This is a genomic window from Flavobacterium sp., from assembly GCF_031423415.1.
GTDB lineage: Bacteria > Bacteroidota > Bacteroidia > Flavobacteriales > Flavobacteriaceae > Flavobacterium.
The window spans coordinates 61,295-78,007 of record NZ_JANPFL010000182.1; the positions used below are offsets into that span (position 1 = coordinate 61,295).

The 16,713-nt window shown below is 34.6% G+C and carries 11 protein-coding genes; 3 read left to right on the plus strand and 8 right to left on the minus strand.

Going from position 1 to position 16,713, the window contains the following annotated elements:
- Nucleotides 1-54: 54 nt before the first annotated feature.
- From RMO83_RS15345 to RMO83_RS15370, 6 genes are read right to left on the minus strand one after another with little or no spacing between them, the layout of a single operon-like run.
- Complete coding sequence (locus RMO83_RS15345) at nt 55-1,515, minus strand: sialate O-acetylesterase (protein WP_310560578.1); 1,461 nt, start codon at nt 1,513-1,515, stop codon at nt 55-57.
- Nucleotides 1,516-1,574: 59 nt separating this feature from the next.
- Nucleotides 1,575-4,118: a sugar-binding domain-containing protein gene (locus RMO83_RS15350; RefSeq protein ID WP_310560579.1), complete on the minus strand. Its 2,544-nt coding sequence runs from the start codon at nt 4,116-4,118 to the stop codon at nt 1,575-1,577.
- A 41-nt stretch (nt 4,119-4,159) separates the two neighbouring features.
- Nucleotides 4,160-6,439, minus strand: a complete 2,280-nt coding sequence (locus RMO83_RS15355; RefSeq protein WP_310560580.1) for an FAD-dependent oxidoreductase — start codon at nt 6,437-6,439, stop codon at nt 4,160-4,162.
- A gap of 18 nt (nt 6,440-6,457) precedes the next feature.
- On the minus strand, nt 6,458-8,815 hold the full coding sequence (locus tag RMO83_RS15360; RefSeq protein ID WP_310560581.1) for a glycosyl hydrolase: 2,358 nt from the start codon (nt 8,813-8,815) through the stop codon (nt 6,458-6,460).
- 37 nt (nt 8,816-8,852) lie between these two features.
- A complete protein-coding gene (locus RMO83_RS15365; protein ID WP_310560582.1) occupies nt 8,853-11,210 on the minus strand; it encodes a glycosyl hydrolase in 2,358 nt (785 codons plus the stop codon).
- A 41-nt stretch (nt 11,211-11,251) separates the two neighbouring features.
- Nucleotides 11,252-13,570 (minus strand): glycosyl hydrolase, encoded by a 2,319-nt coding sequence (locus RMO83_RS15370; protein WP_310560583.1) that lies wholly within the window; start codon nt 13,568-13,570, stop codon nt 11,252-11,254.
- Between the two features lie 344 nt (nt 13,571-13,914).
- On the opposite strand from RMO83_RS15370, the gene RMO83_RS15375 reads away from it, so the two are divergent.
- Nucleotides 13,915-14,928, plus strand: coding sequence for a LacI family DNA-binding transcriptional regulator (locus RMO83_RS15375; RefSeq protein ID WP_310560584.1), 1,014 nt, complete (start codon nt 13,915-13,917; stop codon nt 14,926-14,928).
- A gap of 35 nt (nt 14,929-14,963) precedes the next feature.
- Here RMO83_RS15375 and RMO83_RS15380 read toward each other — a convergent pair whose 3' ends face one another.
- Nucleotides 14,964-15,338, minus strand: coding sequence for a helix-turn-helix transcriptional regulator (locus tag RMO83_RS15380; RefSeq protein WP_310560585.1), 375 nt, complete (start codon nt 15,336-15,338; stop codon nt 14,964-14,966).
- Between the two features lie 200 nt (nt 15,339-15,538).
- Here RMO83_RS15380 and RMO83_RS15385 point away from each other — a divergent pair, with 200 nt between their 5' ends.
- Both RMO83_RS15385 and RMO83_RS15390 read left to right on the plus strand, forming a co-directional pair.
- A complete protein-coding gene (locus tag RMO83_RS15385; RefSeq protein ID WP_310560586.1) occupies nt 15,539-15,922 on the plus strand; it encodes a hypothetical protein in 384 nt (127 codons plus the stop codon).
- A 20-nt stretch (nt 15,923-15,942) separates the two neighbouring features.
- Nucleotides 15,943-16,413 (plus strand): PEGA domain-containing protein, encoded by a 471-nt coding sequence (locus tag RMO83_RS15390; RefSeq protein WP_310560587.1) that lies wholly within the window; start codon nt 15,943-15,945, stop codon nt 16,411-16,413.
- 197 nt (nt 16,414-16,610) lie between these two features.
- On the opposite strand, the gene RMO83_RS15395 is transcribed toward RMO83_RS15390, so the two are convergent.
- Nucleotides 16,611-16,713, minus strand: a 103-nt coding sequence (locus RMO83_RS15395; RefSeq protein WP_310558274.1) for an IS3 family transposase, incomplete at its 5' end; no start/stop codon positions are given.

Sequence of the window (16,713 nt, forward strand, 5' to 3'; positions counted from 1 at the left end):
GCTTGGCTGATGTTGCGCTGAAGTTTTCAGATTTGTATAATTTAATTTTAGGTGTTACTCTTTTTTAGCTTTCGTAGCATCATTCCAGTCATCAGTTCTAAAAGAAGATGCTGGCAAAAGATTGGTGTTAAGTAATGTCCCTTTTACCCAGTTGTTCCAATCGTAACGCACTGCAACAGGATTTGGAACTTTCTCACTGGAAATCATTACTTTTTTGCGGTCTATAATTTTAGCATTGGCGGGATAAAATACTTTATCGATTCCCGCTATCTCAAAACCTTCTAAACCATTATAGCTATAAATACCATTTTCTTCGTTTTTGAATGTTATCAAAAGCCCGGCTTCTTTAACTTCCATAGAATTAAAAATTGGACCTTCAAATTGTACTGAGGTATATCCATAAGTTTTATGTAAAGCATTATACAATAAGCGGTCGGCAACTTCTTTCTTTTTGGGTGGATGAATTGGATTTTCAGCACCAATATCCATTGTAATGGCTATACCTGAATTCGGAATTATATCCAAACATTGCAATTGGACTTCTCGAAAAAATGCGGAATTTTTACTATTCACAGTTGTTTCATTACCGCTATAGAGATAAGGAGCAATTTGTGCATAATAAAATGGAAAATCACCAATAGCCCATTGTTTGCGCCAATCCTGAACCATTGCAGGAAATAGTTTCTTATACTTGGCAGACTCTTCCATATTTGATTCGCCTTGATACCATATAGCCCCTTTTATGGTGTAAGGAATCAATGGATGCATCATCGAATTGTACAGCGCAGTAGGTATAGAATTTGGTTTTACATTGATATCCTTGTTGGTGATATCTACTTTTTGGTGCAGACTCAAAGCTTCATTACTCATCCAAGCTTGAACGCTACTGCCGCCCCACGCACTAAGAATTAAACCTACTGGAACATCTAAAATTTCCTGTAATTGACTTCCATAAAAATAAGCCACTGCACTAAAATGCAAAACACTTTCAGGTGTTGCTTGCTGCCAAGCCGAATATTTTTCGACATCTTTTAATGGTGTTTTTGAACCTTTAGTTCTTGTAACTGAGAACAACCGTAAATTTGGATTATTCGATTTTGCAACTGCTTCTGCCGATCCAAAAATGGGTTGTCCTGCATAGCCTTTCATTGGCATTTCCATATTGGATTGTCCGGAACACAACCAAACTTCGCCAAATAATATATTGTCTAAAACAATTTTTGAATCGTCACTTTTTAAAATGATCGTTTGAGCTTCTTTACTATTCGTAGTTTGCACCTCCGCAAACCAATTTCCATTAGCGTCCGCTTGAATATGGATTGATTTTTTTAGCCAAGAAGTTTTAATAGCGATTTTTTCATTGGCATCAGCCCAACCCCAAAGTTTTACAGGCGTATTTCGCTGCAAAACCATATTGGAAGACACAATTGCTGGAAGTTTAATTTGAGCATATAAAGATTGGAATACTATCAAATTAAAAATTGCAATTAATAAAAGTAAAGAGCTTTTTTTCATTTTATATTTTTGTTAAATCCTTGATTTATATATTTTTTGATTGTAAATATAGCTTTTTTCTATTTCACTTTAATTTCGTGCGTCCATTCGCTTGTAAAACCAGTTTGTTTTCGTATTCTCATCCTGAAATATACAGGAGTTTCAGTAGGAATATTCGACAACCTAACAACACCTTGGTTTTTAAAAGCTAATTTTCTATTATATTCTGACGGCTTAAAGCCATATTCAATTTCGTACATATCGTCTTTGGGTAATACCTCGAAACCTATAAAAATATTCGTTTTATTTCTAACCGCATCCCAAATTATGGGTGGTAAATCCAATTCGTTTCTGGCAACAATCACTTCATTTGATGGTGTACTAGCACCAAATTTGTTATAGGCTATTACTTTATACGTCCAATTAACGTCTTGTTTCACTTTCTTATCCTCGATTTCTACAAAATTATTGATGGTTTTCTTCGTGGTGTAAATGGAGTCTTTTAGTTGATATTGCACCGCATATTCGTCAGCTCCAGGTACTTTGTCAAAAATAAATCGAACGCCATCGTTCGCCACATCAGTATGTTTAATTTTAGGCTGATCGGGTACAGCAAAATAATATATTTCGTCTAAAACTATATAGCCTTGTGGATCAACAAATTCAATTTTAATTCCCTTTGATTTTGACAGATTGCATTTAATTTCAAAAGAAAGTTCGCTATCACCAGGGTAAATTGTCTTGAGTACTTTTTCTCCTGATTTTGTAGCACTAAAATTAGCATCCAAAACACTCCATTGCACTTTAAAACCTCGTAAAATATTGGCTGGAATGTCTAATTTGGCTCTAGGAATAATCGTGACTTTTGCAGTTCCCTTTTCTTTATTGATATCGGATAAGGAGATTCCTTTTACGGGAGCATATTCTTTTTGAGTAGCGGCAAAGGAGCGTTTGGGCTTGCCCATAGTAGTTACAATTCCCCAGGTTCTATTCTGAGATGGCGGCGTTGTCCAGGTTGCAGCTGTTGGAGGTTCGGCATTGTACTTGCTTCTATAATCGTTCAAAGTCCAAAGAGATAATCCTAAAACATACTCTTTGTTGCGCATATCATCCATCATTTTTTTTATATTTATAACTCCTAAATTAGGATCATCAGAGTTTAATTGCTGTCCGAATTCAGAAACAAAAATAGGCATTTTATGAAGATTCCAAGCTTTGTCAACGCCACTAAAACCACCGTACAAATTGAGCAAAGCCAAATCGCAGTATTTTACGGCATCATCAACTTGGCTTTGAGCTGTATTTGATGCATAAACGGCTAATCTATTGGGGTCTAATTTCTTAGACATTTCTACTGCACCTTTGATATATTCGCTAGTCTTCGGATTGTTTTTTGGACTACCAATTTCATTTCCAACACTCCAGCCGATAATTGATGGGTGATTGTATTCTTTTTTTATAATGCGCTGCAACCATTCTTTTGGCATTGGATGATCAGGATCGACCCAACGGTCTTTTCCCCATAAACCTACTTCAGAGAAAATCATAATCCCTTTTTCGTCTAAATAATCTAAATATTCTTCAGGAAGTGTAACGTGAGCCAAACGAGTCATCACAACGCCCATACTTTTCATCATATCGACATCGGCCTTAATTTTTTCAAAAGGCAATGTGGTTCCTGTAATTCTATCTTCCGCCAAAACATTAAATCCTACTGCGCGAACACTTTCACCATTCAACAAAATTTTGGTTCCAATTACTTCTACTTTTCGAATGCCAAATTGATTCGAAATAGTTTGAGCCGCTTGATTTCCTTCATTTAATACAACTGAAGATTCATATAGCACTGGAAAATCGTAATGCCACAAAGTAACATTCGATTTTGATAGTTGTATCGTTGAAAAAGTTTCGTACTCGAAAGTATTTGCTGGAATAGTGGCGCTTTCCTTTTTTTGTGCTACAATTTTCCCGTCTTTCTTCAGGTAAACAGTATAAGAAATAGATTTTTCCAAAGCTGTTGTATTACTAGCTACAATTTTTAGTTGCACTTCGGCAGTTCCTTTTTTCAAATCGGGAATAGCGGTTATGTGTTGGTAATCGATACGTATAGGCGCTGTAATTTCTAGAGAAACAGGACGGCGAATACCTCCCCAACTCCACATTGCCCCTTTTTTGAACATATTGTTGACCAATACCGTAATTCTGTTTTCTTGATTATAATTAATATGCTTTGATATATCAAACTGAAAAGGCATAAAACCCAAATGATTTTCACCAATTAATTTTCCGTTTATCCAAACTTTACTGTCGTTAAAAACGGATTCAAAAACCAATCGAACCAATTGATTTTTCTGCGATTCATTTACAGTAAATGTTCTGCTGTACCACGCATCACCTGAATACTCGGAATAAAGATTGTGCAAATTCCAATTGCCTGGTACTTCCATTTTGTCCCAATGGGAAGTGTCAAAATCTTTCTTTTCGAATCCCAAAGTTTCGCCTTCGTATTCAGGGTCAATTTTAAAGGACCATTTTCCGTCCAATGACAGTTTCTTTGTACCTTGTGCAAATGAAGCGATGCTAAAAAATAAGCAAAAAACTAAAATTAATTTATTTAAATTCATTGGGTTTTATTAAACAATTTTGGTAGAAAATTTAAATTTGATTATGCTATAAAAATTTCAAATACTGACACCGGAATATTACTGTTTGAAGGTTCAAATTCAATAGTCAGTGTGTTGGTTTTTATACTTTCAGGCAGAACAATAGTGTTTATCGTTTGGTGATTTGCTGAAGTTTCATAAACTACAGTTCCATTTTGATCTAAGATTTTATAGCTTCTAGCACAAAAAGGCATCACACTTTCAGGATGTCCCATTAAGGACGATTCCATAGCGTGGTCGTAATCAGTATCGAAAAATAATTTTATACTTTTTATTTCTTTTACAGCATCCCATTCTAAAGTTATTTCTGGTTGAGCATCATTAAGATTGGCAGCCCAAGCATTGGTTCCAAGATAGGGTCTTACAAAACCATTGCATAAATTCGCGGCATTATACAATTCTATTGCAGGACTAATCGAGAAAGCTAAATTTTGACCATTGGGTCTTCGTTGTGGAATCCAAAACTCAAAAGAGTCAAGACCCATATTGTCTGGTGGTGTTTGTTTGCCAAGGTTGTTTACGGCTTTGTTTACCGCATTAAACACAGAAACTATTCCTGTTAATCGTTGTTCGGTTTGACGAATGGAAACTAATTCATTAGGTAAAAAAGTTATAAAAGCGTATTGTTTTTCGGTTAAAACAGTATCAAAAGAAAAACTGATTTCTTGTTCGCCTGCTTGCAATATCAGCGTTTTACTTTCTAAAATTGCATCTGGTGTATAACTACCCAGTCGTTCAGAAGTTCTTAAATCTACTTGAACTGTAGTTACTTTTTCGGCAGAGAATGAAAAAGTGTATTCGTATTTTGTATTTGCTTCTAATGGAAGTAATTGCGCTACACCTATTTCTAATTTAAACCATTTTACGTTGGCTTGTAAACTATCTAATTTAAAATTCGATGAAGTAGTAATTTTTGAACTACTGGCTAAATTTTCATTTTTATCAATAGCAATTCCAGGAATACTTTGACCATTCAAACTCAAAGTTTGTTGCAGCTGTTTTATTTGATTTTGTTCTAATAATGTTGCTGGAAGGATTTTGTTTTTGATACATTGTGCCGCACCATAACCCACTGCCTGACCGCTCAATGCGGTTGTAGCCATTACTCTGGTTGATCCAAAGGCAACGTGAGTGGCACTAATTACTCTTCCGCCTAAAAATAAATTAGAAATATTCTTGCTAATCATGGTACTTAATGGAATTTGGTAAATTCCTTTAGAATGGTATTGTGTACATCCAGGTTTGCTATCATAAACCCCATCTGATGGATGTAAATCTACAGCCCAACCACCAAAAGAAACCGCATCATCAAATTGTAGTTGTTCTACTAAATCTTGTTGTTTGATCATATACAAGCCTTCAAAACGGCGGCTTTCTCTCTTGCCCGGAATTGTTCCAACCCATTCTAAAGTTAAATTTTCGGAATCCGGAAATTCGCCTGAGTTTTTGATGTAGTCCCAAACTCCATAAACCACTTTCCACAATTCCCATTTGATATCTTCCGATTCGTGAATGGTATCTCTGCGTCCGCCATATTCTAACCACCACAATCTGCAGCCAAAATCTTTATCGTTTAGTACTTTATATCGTGGAATTTTGGTAATGTCTTTCAAAGCAAATTCAGGAGCAACATATTTTACTGGAGCACCAACATTTTTGCTATAAAAGTAAATCGTATGTCCTAAAAGTTCACCATATGCAATATCCGGAGCAAATTTTTCACCAAATTCTTCCACTGTTTCTGCTCCCATTCTAAAGGCAGCACCAGCTTGAAAACCTACAATTCCATCGCCTGATGCATCACAAAATAAATCTGCATTTAGCTCATAAGTAGTTGAGTTTTGGCTACAAAAACCAATCACTTGGCTAATGGTATTGGGATCTGATTTTTTCACATCAAACACAGATGTGTTCAATAATAAGGTGATATTTTTTTCAGTAACAACTTTTTCCAATAAGATTGTATCAAAAATTAAGGTGTTTCCCTCTTTATTTCGGTACATATTTTCTACTAAAATCTCATCGATGATTCCACCTTCTCTAGACCATCGGTTGTTATTTCCCATATGTGAAGTAGCACCTAACGTCCACAATCGAACTTCACTAGAGGCATTACCTCCCAAAACAGGTCTATCTTGAACTAAAGTTACTGTAATCCCGTCTCTTGCGGCAGCAATGGCACAACAAAGTCCCGCTAAACCACCGCCAATTACAACTAAATCTGATTTGGTGCTAATTGTTTTATTTCCCCTTGTTACTTCGCTAAAATTTTGTACTAACATTTGATTATTTTTTGAATATTATTTTTTAATGAATTTAAAAGTCTCGGTGTTATTCACCTTTATAAAATAGATTCCTGCGGATAACTCTGAAACATCAACTGTTCGAGTAGTGTGTTTTGAAATCAAAACCTTAGAATTGATGTCAAAAATTTCTACTGATTCTATTTCATTTTTCCCTTCGATAAATAAGGTGTTCTCAGCTGGATTTGGATAAATTGTAAATTGTTTGATGTACGCGCCGTTTTCATTGACCTCAAGTGTATTAAATTCCTTTCCATACACCTCGATTTCATAGAGTCTAACTATATTTGCTGCTGTTGAATTCACATTCAATCGTAGCTTATTAGTTTTCACTTCTGCAAAGCTTTTTCTGTACAATGCTAATATATTGTTGGTTTCAACTACTACATCGACCCACTTGACACCATCCCAATATTGAAATTGAAAATTTGTAATTGGAGTATTATAACCTTGATAGCCACAATATAAAACAAGTTCATCTACTAAATAAAAATCTTTTAGATCAATCTCTAGGGTAGCAGGAAAAGTACCAACTTTACTAACCCAACGACTTGCATCAGATTTGATATCATCGTCGACAGCAAGTCTCCCCGGATAATCTGGTGAATTAGTTGAACTTACTGTGACATTTTTGAAACGTGCTACATTTTGTCTACCACCCGGCAAAACATCAACGATTGTAGAAACAGTTACTGAATTACCGTAAACTGGATGTACTGAGGTAATTTTATACGTGTACTTTCCGTAGCCAATTGATCCAACAGGATCAACATAACTAGTGTTTGTTCCTTCTATATTTGCAACTAATGAAAATGCGCCACTATTAAATGATCTTTCTAGTTTTAAAGTACCCGCTGAATTATCTATAAAATTTTGCCATAGTAATGTAACAGTGATGCCATCAACAGTAGTCCCTTTTAGGTTTTGAGGTGGTACCATTTTAAAAGGAATATTTATTTGCTCACCGGGATTAAATGCCATTGTTGTGACTTGATCGCGATAAGCTATCCCAATTGGAGTTATTTCATAATTTGGAATTGCTGGAGTTTTAAAAACAGATTTATTAAGCGGAAAGTTACCATCTCTATTTAATTCCTCGTCAAAATTAAAAATAGCATACCTTTCAATAATTCCTTCTTTATCGTATCTGTCTATTATTTCTGCTATTCGTTTTGCACTTTCTTCATACGTTCGAGGAGTTTTTGTCCAATTTCCGCCCCAATTGAATTCGGTTACCCAAATAGGTCTTTTTGTACGATCATAAACTCTTTTACAATTTTTATAAAAAGCTTCTGCCGTACCATCGCCATAATCGTGAATACAAACAAAATCGACTCTGTAATTCAATTCGTCGCACTTATCCATAAATTCAAAAAACTCATCCCAATCAGTAGGTGCAGGAGATCCCAAACGCATTCCTGATTCCATAAATTTTGGCCAGTATTTTAATTGCTGTTCGACCGTCATATTCAACGGACCAGGATTATTGGGTTCGTTATATCCTAAAAGGTGACTTGCGTAATTGACGTTATTTATTTCCTGCCATTTGGGATCTGTAAACGAGCTCGCATACGATTTCATAGGAACAAATTCGAAGTCTGTCGTACTTTCCGAAGTTGGGCCTCCCCAATTGTAAAACCAACTTGACTTTGTTATCTTTGCAGGTATTATACTTCTATTGAAATCGACAAATCCTGCACCAAAGCCTTTTTTTCCTGTATACCGCCAAGGAAAGACTCTAACGAACGACGTTAAATCATTCAATCCCAAGGGTAAAGCACTAATTTCAACATCCTCTTTTTCTGCAATATATACTTTACTGTAGCCTGTTCCATTTTCATTTTGGGCAAAAGTAGCCATATATCCTTTTTTTAATTTAAAGGAAGAAACGGTATTGTCAAAACCACCCAGTTCAGCAGTTTTATAATATTTTAATGGTATGCATTTCATTTCGTCTCCAGCAAAATTATCGTTTTTAAAAAGCGATAACGCCTCAAATGTTGGGCTGTGTGGAATAATTACACATCCTTGCAAATAGTTTGTAATTCTTACATTGACATTATTTACTGCTTTTTGTCCGTTTACGGTAATCCAGCTAAAATGCAAAATAGTGGCTCTTGAGGGCAAAACGTTATCTAGAATAAGCCAACCTGAGTCGCTGACCAAGTCTACTTTTCCGTTGTTTGCAACTGGATCGGTGATTCTCAATTCGGCATTAGCGCCAACAGTATAATTGTTTCCTCCCAAATTCGAAACTTTCAATTTAGTGTTTTCAACAACAATCGAATTTTGACTAAAAAGCTGAAGCCCAAAAAAGAGTACTAGTATAAATAAATATTTTTTATAATTTTTCATACGTTTTATCGGAATACAAATTTGTTACGTTTAAAAACTATTTTTTAATGAATTTGAAAGTCTCTGTGTTATTTACTTTTATAAAATAAATTCCTGCTGCAAGTTGTGACACATCAACTACGTTTTCACTCTTTTTTTCTATTAATTTCTTACCGTTTGCTTCAAAAATTTCTGATGATTCAATGGCTGTGTTCCCACTCAAAAAAAGTAATTTTGATGTTGGATTAGGATAAATTATGAAATTAGTCGCACTAAAGTCATCTGTGCTCAATGTACTAATTCTTCTACCATACACTTCAAGCTCAAAAAGTCTAACTGTATTGTCTGCTGTTGCGTTGATGTGAAGTCTAACCTTATTGGTTTTGACTTCAGAAAAAGTGTTTGAATAGGCACTTATCGCATTATTGGTTTCGGTAACTGCAGCTGTCCAGCTTTGTGTGTTTTCATCCCAATAGTCGAAGGTAAAACTTGTTAGAGGATTATTAGAGCCTGATAAACCAGTGTAAACATTCATTCGGCTAATTAAGTAAGTATCTTGTAAGTCTATTTCAATAATTGCTGGTACTACTCCTCTTGAATTTACCCATCTACTGGCATCGGCTGTAGCATTTCCGTCAACTGCGTTTGACGCTGGATAAAGCGTAGATAAAGTACTGCTTGCGGTTGCTGGTTTGTTAAGTGCTACATTAAAGACAACACTAGTGCTCAAATCAATCGAACCCACAACAGATTTCGAATTTGCGAATCCTGTTTCTCTTACAGAAATACGATATGTATATTTAATTAAGCCTGTGGCGGATATATCATCGTCGTAACTTATAGTGTTGCTATTAATTTGTGCAATAGGGACAAATGTACCAGCACCATCCGCACATTCAATAAATAGATTTCCTATACCTGTGAAATTAAAATTATTCCATACTAATTTATTGACTCTACCATTACTATTTGTTATCGTAAGATTTTGAGGTGCAACGAGTTTTAAAGGAATGTTAATTTGTCCAAGAGGATTAAATGCCATTGGAGAAACATTATCTCTGTAGGCTATTCCTAGCGGAGTGAATGTATAGTCTGGTATTGCTGGAGTAACAAAAACAGCTCTGTTTTGAACGCCACCAAAATTATTTACAGTTTCATCAAAATTGAATATTGAATACCGTTCGATGATACCTGCAGTGTCATACTTTTCCATGATCTCAGCTACACGTGCTGAAATTTGCGGATAAGTTGGGGTAGGTCTAGTCCAAGTGCCACCCCAATTGAATTCCTTAATCCAGATAGGTCTGCCAGTTCTGTCGTGTATCGCTTTACATTTATTGTAAAATTGCTGAGCAGTTCCAGTGCCATAATCGTGCATAGCCACAAAATCAACTCGGTAATTTAGTTCATCGCATTTATCAATAAAACTATACAATAAGTTTAAGTCACTCGCCATCGCGGGCGAACCTAATCGCATTCCTGATTCTAACATTTTAGGCCAATACAAAAGCATTTCGTCTAAAGTCATATTTGCTTGTTCGGCACCATCAGGCTCATTAAAACCCAAAAGATGACTTGAATAATTAATGTCAAGAATTTCTTTCCATCTAGTGTCAGTAAGTGATTTGGCATTCCATCGCGTTGGAACAAATTCTACATCTGTTAAATCTTCCGCAGATGTAGTTCCCCAATGATAAAACCATCCTGAATTTGTTAGTTTAACAGGTATGATTGTTCTTTTAAAATCAGGTAATCCTGATCCAAATCCTTTTTTATCGGAATACATCCAAGGAAAAACGCGAACAAACGAAACCTTGTCATTTAATCCTACTTGAAGCGTACTGATTTCAATGTCTTGGGCATCTGCAATAAAAACTTTACTAAATCCTGTTCCGTTTTCATTCTGTGCAAAAGTAGCCATATACCCTTTCTTCAGTTTAAAAGAAGTAACTGTATTGTCAAAACTTCCTAAGTCTGCAATTTTGTAATATTTATAAGGAATACATTTCATTTGTTCACCAGTATAGGCGGCATCTTTGTAAAGTGTTAAGGCTTCATATATAGGTGAATGTGCCATAATTGCACATCCTCGCAAATAGTTTGTAACTCTTGTATTTACATTCTTAACAGCGGGTTGTCCATTGATAGTGATATAACTAAAATGCGATACTATAGCCTCGGACGGCAAAACACCATCTAAAATTAACCAACCCGAATCGCTTACCAAATCCACTTTCCCGTTGCCCGAAACTGGTGCAGTAATTCTCAACTCTGCATTATTGCCTACTGTGTAATTGTCGCCGCCTAAATTAGTGACAGTTAACTTTTGGTTTTCGACTAAAACAGCATTTTGAGCAAAAAGCTGAAAACCACAAATAGTAAACAAAACAATAAAATAGCTGGTTAAATTTTTCATATTGCATTTTGATACCCTAATTTGTTAGGCTATAAGAATAATTATTTCTTAATAAATTTAAAAGTTTCTTTATCGTTTACACTAACTACATACGTTCCTGCAGAAAGTTGTGAAACATCAATACTCTTTGATCCTTGAGTTCTCATTAGAACTTTAGCATTCAAATCAAAAACCACAATTGATTCTACATCATCGTTACCCTCAATATTAATAAATGATGACGTTGGGTTTGGATAAATTTTAAATTGATGTTTATAAGAATTAATTTTAGGGGTACTTAAGGTATTAAATTCATTACCATATACTTCAATTTCAAAAAGTCTAACTACATTTCCTTCGATAGCGTTGACATATAGTCGGAGCTTGTTTGTTTTGACTTCGGTGAAATTTTTCTTGTATAGTGCTTGGGTGTTTGCTGTTTCTGTTATAACATCGACCCATTTTTTGCCATCCCAAATCTGGAATTGAAAATTAGTTATTGGACTATTATAGCCAGCATAGCCACAATACAGCGCAAGTTCGTCGACTAAATAATAATCTACTAAATCAATTTCTAAAATAGCTGGAAAAACACCTGCTTTACTCACCCAACGACTTGCGTCAGAAACAACATTGGCGTCTACAGCATTTTTTCCTGGAAAAGAGGCTGAGTTTGTTGAGTTTACTTCAACGTTTTTGAAACGTGCTACGTTTTGCTTTCCGCTCAAATTCACATCTACAGTTGCAGAAACAGTTGCGGAATTTCCCATAAAAGCATTTATAGCTGTAATTTTGTAGGTGTATATTCCATACCCAATATCTCCAACAATATCATTGTAACTATTATTTGTTCCACTGACAGTAGCAACCTGTGTGAATACACCACCATTAAATGACCTTTCTATCTTAAAAGTACCCAATGAATTATCGATAAAATTTTGCCAAATTAATTTGGTTGTTATTCCATCAGTATTTGTGCCTTTAAAACTTACTGGGGCAACCATTTTAAAAGGAATATCTATTTGCTCCAATGGATTGAAGGCCATCACCGAAGTTTGGTCACGATACGCAACACCTAATGGGGTGATTTTTAAATCTTCGACAGGATTATAGAAAACAGCTCTATTTTGATCGACTTCGTCAAAATTGAATATCGCATATCGTTCAATAATGCCTTCTTTATCATACCGCTCTATAATTTCTTTAATTCTGGCGGCTGATTGAGCATAGGTTGGTTTACCTGACGTCCAAGTTCCGCCATAATTAAACTCGGTAACCCAAACAGGTCGGCCAGTTTTATCATGAAGCGTCTTACAGTTATTGTAAAATTGTTGTGCAGTTCCCTCTCCGTAGTCGTGAAGGGTAACAAAATCTACTCTATAATTTAATTCGTCACATTTTTTAATAAAATCGTATAATAATTGTTTATTCCCTGCTGGACAAGGCGAGCCCAACCGCATTCCTGATTCCATCATTTTAGGCCAACGTAAAAGCATGAGGTCTAAAGACATATTAGCTTGAGTTGCCGCATCTGGCTCATTAAATCCTAAAAGATGATTTGACGTGTTATTATTCAATATTGTTTGCCATTGTGAATCGCTAGCATTCCAAGCAGTCCATTTCATAGGAACATATTCTATATCAAGTAAGCCCTCGGCAGTAGCTGGACCCCAATTATAGAACCAACTGCCTCTCAAACTTTGAATTGGACTTTTTATACTCCAACCCATACCTTTCTTTTCAGTATATCGCCAAGGGAAAACACGAACGAAAGAAACTTGGTTATTCAATCCCGCTTGAAGTGTACTAACTTGAATGTCTTGACCATCGGCTATAAAAACTTTACTATAGCCTGTTCCGTTTTCATTCTGTGCAAAAGTTGCCATATACCCTTTCTTCAATTTAAAGGAAGAAACTTCATTATCAAAACTGCCTAATTCAGCTATTTTATAATATTTATAAGGAATACATTTCATTTCATCGCCTGCAAAAGATATATCTTTAAAAAGAGATAAAGCTTCGTAACTGGGTGTATGAGGCATTATAACACAGCCTCGCAAATAATTGGTAATACGAACGTTTACATTATTGACTGCTTTCTGTCCGTTTACCGTGATGTAACCCAAATGTAGAATGAGAGCACGAGACGGTAAAACACCATCCAAGATAAGCCAACCCGAATCACTAATCAAATTCACTTTTCCGTTAGCTGTAAGCGGAGTGGTAATTCGCAATGCGGCATTACTACCTATTGTGTAGTTATCACCCCCTAAATTAGCGATAGTTAACTTTTGGTTTTCGACTAAAACTGTGTTTTGTGCAAAAAGGGTAGTCCCAGATAAGGTTAATAAAACAATAAAATATTTGGCAAAGTTTTTCATATGTGAGCTGAGTTTACAGGATTTTTAATTTGATTGTTTTCACTACTAAATTTAATTGTTTGTGAAAAATCACAGTAAGTAAAAATACAACAGCTTTTTATTGTAAATTTCGATAATTATAGAATAGATTACCGTAAACGTTTACGAAGACCAAATATTTAACGGAAACGTTTTCGTAAATATATAAAAACTCAAGTATTTGTCAAAATAAAACGGTTTAATCCTATAAATTAATCGTATGGGTTTATAAATAATCTGCCGTTTAAGTCAAGATTAAGAATCTAGCAAACTATTGAAATAAAAATAAAGACACTATATTTGAACTACCATAAAATGAACCTGCAATGATTTACATTACAATTAAAGATATTGCCAAAAAATTAAATATTTCTATTGCCACCGTTTCTCGAGCTTTCAATGATAAAAGTGACATTAAATTAGATACGAAAAATTTAATTTTAAAAACAGCCAAAGAAATGGGATACCGACCCAATCCTATGGCAAAAAAATTAATGCAAAAAAGATCATTGACCATAGGAATTGTGGTTCCAGAATTTTTGAATAGTTTCTTTCCACAAGTAATTATTGGAGCCCAAGAAATTTTATTTGAAAAAGGGTATCAAGTATTAATTACGCAGTCTAACGAAAATTTTGACACTGAATTAAAAAATGTCAAGGCTCTCGAGGACAGTATGGTAGATGGAATCATCATTTCGCAATGTAGTGAAACTAAAAATAGTATTTACTATCAAAACCTAATCAATTCTGGATTTCCAATTGTTTTTTTTAACCGAGTTTGCAATGAGATAACCTCCTCTAAAATACTGTTTAACGATTACAAATGGGCAATGTTTGCTACTGAACATCTGATTAATCAAGGCTATAAAAACATTTACCATCTCAAAGGCAAAGAATCACTTTCGTTGACCAATGATAGAATGAATGGTTTTTTGGACGCCCACGCAAAGCACAAATTAACTGTTACAAAAGAACAAATTATGCCCACAGGATTTAGCATCGAGGATGGCAAAAGAGTCGCATATGAAATTATTGACAGCGGTAAAATTCCAGATGCCATATTTGCTTCTAATGATCCTGCGGCTATTGGTGCGATGCAAGTTTTTAAAAAAAGAGGCTTCAAAATTCCTGAAGACATCGCTTTTGTAGGATTTACCGAATCAAAAATGGGAGCAATTATAGACCCGCCATTAACTTCGGTTTTGCAACCTGCTTTAGAAATTGGGCGTGAAGCAGCCAAAATTTTGATAGACCAAATCGAAAATCCATCCACTTTCAAGCCACAAACTATTGTGCTTAATGGGCAACTAAACATCCGAGAATCTTCAATTAGGGTGTGAAGTTTCTGCTGTAAATTGCTTTGGTTGGCTACTAGTCATACTTGTATACAAGTCTTCAATTTATTTTCTAGGTCTTCAATTTTTTTATCCTTCTCAGACAACATTCGCTCATACAAATCAATGATCTTTTCAGAAAGGTTGTTGATTGTATTTCCTGCCAAAGTAATAGAATCTTCTTCTTGATGGTTGTTAATAATTAGGTATTTCTCCATAGAAAGCAATAATTCTTCGGGTTCAATTTTATAAATACTGCAAATTTTATCAATCATCGTCGTCCAAGTAGCAGTTTCTCCTTTTTCCATTCTAGAATAAGTGGAAGGAGAGATATTCAATTGTTCGGAAATCTCCTCAAGTGTAAAACCGTTGGATTTGCGCAACTCTTTCAATTTATTACCAATAATTGTATTCATATTTCGGTGGTTTTTCGTCAAAAATAGGTAATAAAAATTCATTTATCGGTGATAAGTATTAATAAAATGTTAAGTAGTTTTAGAAAAATAAATTTAACTTAATAAATCAATTAGTGGGTTTCCTTTTCTGTTACTACTACAATGGATTGATACAGAAAAAAAGATGAAATCGAATTATTGAACCAATTAAACAAAAAAAAATGAAAAAATTATTATTTGGAATTTCAATATTTTTGCTTGTAAGTTGCGGGGCAAATATTAAATCAAGTTTTACAGAACAACTAAAACCTTTAACAATCGAAAATAAAGTTGCGTTTTTAGACATGGAACATAAAGTTCCTGAAAACTCTAAAAAAATAGGAATTGCAAAATTTGGAGATAGTGGATTTTCAACAGATTGTGGTTTTGACACAAACCTTATTAGCGCAAGAAATTTAGCAAGAACAAATGGCGCAAATATTGTTAAAGTGATTAGTAAATCGACTCCTGATTTATGGAGTTCTTGTTATAGAATTACAGTCGAATTTTACTACTTTGACGGAGATGTAACTAAATTATCACAATATCAACTACAAATTAATTAATCCTTAATATTTATTTAAAAATGAGAAAAACAATTATCTCTAGTTCTTTGGCCCTTGTATTATTAACTACAAGTTGTGCAACAATCGTTTCTGGCTCAAAACAAAACGTAAAATTTTCAAGTAATCCATCAACAGCAACCATTTTTATCGATGAAGTTGAAGTTGGTAAAACACCATTTGAAATTAAACTTGCGAGAAAAAGCGAACATAGCGTAATGATTAAACTTGAAGGTTACCAAACTTATCAAACAAAATTGACTAAAGAGTTTAACGCTTGGTATATTGGAAACATATTATTTGGAGGACTAATTGGAATAATTATTGACCCAATTACTGGAGCAATGTACAATTTAACTCCGGACCAAGTAAATGCACAAATGAATAAAGGAACTGCATTTAAAAGTAATGGAAAAGACATTTATGTTGCAGTTGCATTAAATATTGACCCAAGCTGGAAAAAAGTTGGACAACTTGAAAAAGTAGCGAACTAAAAATCAACACTTATGTCAATTGATAGGGTTTTCCTGCAGCACGAAGTGTTCCTTAAAAAACAAACCCTATTAATAGCAGGATTGCTCTGCGATGGTCTCCCGACCTCACAGCCATAAACAAGAGCAGGCACAACAAGTCAAGACAACAAAAAACCGAGCAAATTAGACTGAACCCAAAAGTTTGGACAAATTTATAATTAATTTTGATAATAATGAGTTCGATATTGTATCGGGCTCATTTTGTTTAAATTTGACTTGATTCTGTCATTATTGTAATAATTTATATATTCATTTATTTCC